This window comes from Corynebacterium sp. AOP36-E1-14 (genome assembly GCF_052377495.1).
Lineage (GTDB): Bacteria > Actinomycetota > Actinomycetes > Mycobacteriales > Mycobacteriaceae > Corynebacterium.
Genome location: NZ_JBQSWV010000057.1, coordinates 1 through 5125, shown reverse-complemented (window position 1 = coordinate 5125; position 5125 = coordinate 1). Strand labels below are relative to the sequence as shown.

The window sequence follows — 5125 nt, the reverse complement described above, 5'->3', positions numbered from 1 at the left end:
TAGAGCGACCATGCGTAGTGACCTCATCAACGAACAGGCCTTCTAGGGTGCCCAGAGCGGCCTTGAGACCGTTTTCACCGTCCAGAGCGGCCAGGCGGATAGCCCACCGCTGTTTGCGGATCATCGTGTCGTGCCCATTACTGCTCAGATCGGCCTTCAGCTCGTCCAGCTCATCGCCGGACAGCATCTTGGCGAACACAGAACCCATGGGCGCGTCGTAGCCAAGGGTGACACCTTCCAGCCAGGACAGAGCATCCTCAGCCGCGCTGGTGCCGATGAACCTCTCATCGGGACGGTTGACCGGCTTCAAAGAATCCTTCTTCAACGGCTCGATCCATGCCGGGGGAAGATCTGCGATGATCGGACCATCGACACGCGGGATGCCCTCGTACAAGCTTCCGTCCGGGGCGTACCAGTAATAGACTTGACCGTCCTTCGACGACGGGTGGACCACCGAGAGCCTGTGGGTCGCCTGCAGGATCTCAATGCCATCCCCGAGCGCCGACACCCACTTGAACCCGGCAGGGACACGGAAGAAGTAGTGCCGCGACCGTGAGTCTGCCCCGCGCCGGGTGCTGGTGAGTGTCTTCGGGAGAGCCCCGTACTTCTCCTCGAGTGCTGCCAGAGTGTCGGCCCCGTGCTTGTCCTGATACTCGTCAACGTCCAGGACGATGACGGTCTCCGGCAGACGAATGCCGATGTTGACTTCTTGGTCATCGACCTCAGCCCACAGGGCGCGGGTCTCGTCGTCGGTCAGTGCCGGAATGTTGCCGGTGCAACCCCTCAGCTTCGGCTTCTTCTCGTTGAGCTTCACGGGGATGGGCGACCATCCGGCATGGACGTACGCTTCTACGGCGGTGCTGATCTGGTCAAAGTTCGTCTTGACCTCGGCGGTGCTTGTGTTATACTGCATGATGAACTCCTTAGTTCGGTGTGTTGAACAGTCAAATTGAAACTCCCTTGGTCGGGTTCGGTTTGTTATTTGGTTGTTAAATTGGTCAGGTCATGATGTGTGTCCTTTCAGAAGCGAGCCCCGCAGGTCGGGGCTCGCTTTTTGTGTGGCGGGTGGGGTTACCCGTGGGCTCGGCATAACATCCGCTATAGGCGTAGAAAGCGGCCATATCGCGGACCCGAACATTGAGCACTGGTTCACGAAACATGGGACACCACCTCTCTCATCCTCCGGTCGTAGTCCAGTCCGTCCTTAATGAGCTTGTCGACACCCCGGCGGATGTCGTCAAGTTCGGCCCTGAGTCGCTGGTCTGTGGTTGCGTCCTTCTTCTTGAACATTATGCAGTCGCTCCCTGCTCGGTCAGCCAGTGATCGATATCGGACTTCCAGTAGTACACCCGACCCTGAACGCGGAAGTAGTCGGGACCTACCTCGCGGTGTCGCCATGAATGGACGGTTGCATTGGGGCTGCCGATGTATTCAGCGACCTGCTTTGTGGTCATACGGTCGTGCAATGGCATCTTTCCTCCTAGTTGTTGTGCCTGTTCCTGAGTTTAGCATGAGTTTGAGATTTGTGCAGCTCTCTTCTGCTGCCATTACTTCCTCGAAGGAAGGAATGCCGCCTACGGTTCGTAGACGGCACTCTAGAGGCTACTTCCGGCTTTCGACTTACCCGCGAATTGCCGCAATCAGCTCGACCACCGTGGACCAGCTCTGCGGGGACTTGAAGATTCGACGGGCCTCAGTGGCGGTCTCCTTGGCACTCTTGGAGAGGTCCGCCTTTTCGACCAGCTCATCCCAATTGTTCGCAAGGTCATCGAGCAACCTGCCCGCGTTCACGGCGATGGCTTCCTCGTTGTAAGCGGCCTCGAGGTCACTGAACGGCTCGTTGTGGGAGATGGCCAGCCTGTCGTCCTGTGCGACGGTCAGGGAGGGGTACAGGGCCATCAGAGCTTCAGCGACCAGTTCCGTTCCTGTCTCTGCATGCTCCGCGATCCGCTTGAACTCGATAGGCAACGCGGCAGAAAGGGCGTGGACTGCGTGGTCCCGGTCTTCCTGGGCTTGCTCGACCTCACCGACCTCACCACGGTCGCGCTTTGTCGCCACAGCGTACTCAGCTCGGATTACTGCAGTGTGCAGCTCAGAAAATCCTTCGTTCTTACGTGTCTTCGATGTAATCATATTTACTGCTCCCAGATCGTCTTAGGCTCGTTAGTGATGGAAATCTTCAGTCGGTCGTTCTCCGGCGTTATCGTGACCGTGTATCCGCTCCGTGCATAGTTACCCGGCATCTTCGACAGCGTGAGCAAGTCTCGATCCGTCAGCTCAGCAGGCCTCGAGATGAACGTCTGCGGCTCCGCGATGTACTCCGGATCAACGATCCAGTCTCGCGAATAGTTAGGTCGGTCTTTCAGCCACGCAACGAGTGAACGGTCTGTGTCGGCAGGCCACTTCTTCTCCGGGTCTTGAGCGAGTACCGGTCGGGTCTTTACTTCTGTGGGCTCTAGATTCTTCACTTGGTCTCCTTCTGGTTGTCGATGATGTAGCGGGCTAGTCCGTCAGTCGTCTGGAATCGGGTCTCACTGCCCGTCTCCCGAACGTTCTCGGCGGGCAGGTAGGTCGATAGTCCCTGGGGCTCCCGGCGCATGTCATCGGTGCGTGAGTGGGCCATGTCATTCCTCCCCGGCGAGCCAGCGATTAATGGCTCCAACGCTGAACCGCGTCAAATTCCCGATTTTCACTGCGGGCGGGCCTTCACCGCGCCTCACCATCTGGTGAACCGATCGGGCGCTCACTCCAAGAATGGCGGCGAGCTGAGCGGAGTCGATCGTCCGATCAAGCCCCTGACTTTCATCGAGCTTCATTGCGTCTTTCCTTTCTTCTGTGGTCTTCACGATGCTAATCGTAGCATAATAGACGAATTAGAGGCGTTTATCTTCATTCTGGTTCATTTTGACCCCAATCGGCGGCGCTGAGAGGCCCATAGCGGCGTCGGGGACGCGTTGGGCGCACCGAGGTACCCTCCAACCGTTCTGACGGATTGGGCGTTCACGCGGCGCTACCCATGAGGTCCATGGCGGCCTCTACCTCGGAGATCTTCACCCGGACTTGCCGTCCAAGACGACGGGCGGGAATCTTCCGCTCAGCGATGTAGCGCCGCAGAGTCTTATCACTGACAGCGAAGTGGTCGGCGGCATCTGCTAGTGAGACATAACGCTCAGCAGGCGCGGTGGGGGAGTGTGTAGACGCAGAAACGCGGCGTGCGGTTGGCATGGTGAACTGACCTCTTTCTGAGGTCCGGATAGCTCAAGTCCGGGGTGTTCGCCATAGCAACAGCAAGCCGCGTGTATTCAGTTGTCGGTCAGACTACACAGTCTGCACCAAGCTGTCTACTCATGGGCCTAAAACGGCGCAGTAGTCCATCTCTCGGCGCTCGTGGGCTACCGCTTCCGTCCCCATTCGGTCGGCAACGCTGAGACCTTCAATGGGCGGTTCCTGCTGTGGTTGTAGTGCTCTGCCGTGAGATACCCCCGGACGTGCTTGCAGCGGGTGAAGGTCCACGCGTTGCCGCCGCTAAGCATGTCGGCACGGGTGGCTAGATAGCTGATCTGCCGCAGATCCCCTGTCGCGCGGTACAGCCCCTCAAGCTGAGCCTCGGTTATCTCCCCGGCGCGGAGGGCTTCGAATAGATCCGTGCCGGTCATGGTCGCTATCCGTTTTGCCAGCGCGTCCGCATTGGTGGTGTCAGTAGGCGCGGCTGCGTTGACCCCCGTAGGCGGTAGCGAGTTTGTGGTGTGGGTGTGGACGATCGTTACCCGCTCACCTGCCAGCTGCACAGCGGTGGCGAGCAGGCAGCCTCGGTTACAGCGAACCTCCGCTAGCCGCTCAGCTTTCAGGGCTTCGGGATTCAGTTGGTAGAAACGTCCAACCGCTGTCTGCCAGCTCATGACTCCGTGCCCTTCTTCTTCTCGGTCGTCACTAGCTCGTTGAGCACATCAGCCGCTCGGGTCTCATACCCGCTCGCGGCGCGTTGGTAGTCCATGAGCTGTTCGACGTTCTCATGTCCCATGAGCCGCCGTGCTTCCTCGAGGCTGACCCCGTTGGTGACGAGCATGGTCCCGTAGAACCGCCTGCAATCATGGGGCGTTATGTCCTCGCGCTCGGCGGCACGCTTGGCGGGCACCATGCGACTGCGCCAGGTGGTGTCAAGCATCTGTGCCCCGGTGCGGGTGGTGACGATCAACGCTTCGGCTCCGGTGTCTACGTACCTGTCGCAGTGCTCCCGTAGACGGGTGGCAACGTGGGCGGGCACGCCGATGTTCCGGTTACCGGCATCCGACTTCGGTGTGTCGAACGGCACCATGACCTGTCGGCCTGTCTCTGTGTCTTCCATCCGCTGTGCGGTACGTCGAACACTCAGCGTCACCGCCCCCGTCCCGCTCAGTCCGTGAATGTCCTTACGTCGTAGCTCGAGCAGTTCTCCGATTCGTAGCCCTGTCCACAGCAACAGCATCATCGGCACCTGCAAGGTGGCACCCATGTTGTCGGTGAGCGTCTGGGCTTCGGTCACGGTAATTACCGGTCGGTCACGGGTCTGCGGGCGCGGTGCCTTGCCAGCACCCTTGATCTTGACAGGGTTGATGTCCAGCACCTCGAGTTCGTCGACGGCGTACTGGAAGGCCGTGTGCAGTCGCTTGTATGCGCTCGAGTTGCTGTTACCGGTATCGGGCCAGCGCTCTTGCACCTCGGTCCACCACTCAACGATCCGTGCACGGTCGACGGTCGCGATCGGTTCATCCGCCAGTGCGGTGCACAGCACCCGTAGGTTCAGCTTGCTCATGTGGCTCTGGGCGGTAGAGGCCTTGAGGTGCCCCGCGTTGAGCCAGCGCTCGCAGAGCACCCGCACGGTGAGGCTATCTCGCTCTTCCGCCGCTTCCTCTGCCTTTCGGCGCTCAGTCGGTGAGGTCCACGCTCCGAGATCAATAAGGCGGCGCTCGTCTGATAGCCAGCCCTCAGCGTCGATCTTCTCCGGGAAGGTGGCGGGGGCCTTGACGCTCGTTCCGTCGGGTGCTGTGTACCGCGCGCGCCAGCGGCCGGACGGTAGCTGATCGAGTCGTCCAAAGCTTCGGCGGGTACGTGCTTTCTTGCGCGGCATGGCGGGGTCCTGTCGTCG

The 5125-nt window shown here is 60.0% G+C and carries 10 protein-coding genes; all 10 read right to left on the bottom strand.

Annotated elements, in window-relative coordinates:
* On the bottom strand, positions 1-913 hold a 913-nt coding region (locus ACT3TD_RS14615; RefSeq protein WP_444638066.1), incomplete at its 3' end, for a bifunctional DNA primase/polymerase.
* Between the two features lie 236 nt (positions 914-1149).
* Positions 1150-1290: a hypothetical protein gene (locus tag ACT3TD_RS14610; protein ID WP_444615111.1), complete on the bottom strand. Its 141-nt coding sequence runs from the start codon at positions 1288-1290 to the stop codon at positions 1150-1152.
* Complete coding sequence (locus ACT3TD_RS14605; RefSeq protein WP_444638067.1) at positions 1290-1454, bottom strand: helix-turn-helix transcriptional regulator; 165 nt, start codon at positions 1452-1454, stop codon at positions 1290-1292. The genes ACT3TD_RS14610 and ACT3TD_RS14605 overlap by 1 nt, the downstream gene beginning before the upstream one ends.
* Before the next feature lie 166 nt (positions 1455-1620).
* Positions 1621-2133: a hypothetical protein gene (locus ACT3TD_RS14600; protein WP_444615115.1), complete on the bottom strand. Its 513-nt coding sequence runs from the start codon at positions 2131-2133 to the stop codon at positions 1621-1623.
* Positions 2134-2135: 2 nt separating this feature from the next.
* Positions 2136-2468 (bottom strand): hypothetical protein, encoded by a 333-nt coding sequence (locus tag ACT3TD_RS14595; RefSeq protein WP_444615117.1) that lies wholly within the window; start codon positions 2466-2468, stop codon positions 2136-2138.
* Complete coding sequence (locus tag ACT3TD_RS14590; protein WP_444615119.1) at positions 2465-2623, bottom strand: hypothetical protein; 159 nt, start codon at positions 2621-2623, stop codon at positions 2465-2467. Before ACT3TD_RS14590 ends, ACT3TD_RS14595 begins: the two co-directional genes overlap by 4 nt.
* Position 2624: 1 nt before the next feature.
* Positions 2625-2846, bottom strand: a complete 222-nt coding sequence (locus ACT3TD_RS14585; protein ID WP_444615121.1) for a helix-turn-helix transcriptional regulator — start codon at positions 2844-2846, stop codon at positions 2625-2627.
* 154 nt (positions 2847-3000) lie between these two features.
* Positions 3001-3225: a helix-turn-helix domain-containing protein gene (locus ACT3TD_RS14580; protein WP_444615122.1), complete on the bottom strand. Its 225-nt coding sequence runs from the start codon at positions 3223-3225 to the stop codon at positions 3001-3003.
* 167 nt (positions 3226-3392) lie between these two features.
* Positions 3393-3899: a hypothetical protein gene (locus ACT3TD_RS14575; RefSeq protein WP_444615123.1), complete on the bottom strand. Its 507-nt coding sequence runs from the start codon at positions 3897-3899 to the stop codon at positions 3393-3395.
* A partial coding sequence (locus ACT3TD_RS14570; RefSeq protein WP_444638065.1) for a tyrosine-type recombinase/integrase occupies positions 3896-5125 on the bottom strand: 1230 nt, incomplete at its 5' end. The genes ACT3TD_RS14570 and ACT3TD_RS14575, both read right to left, overlap by 4 nt.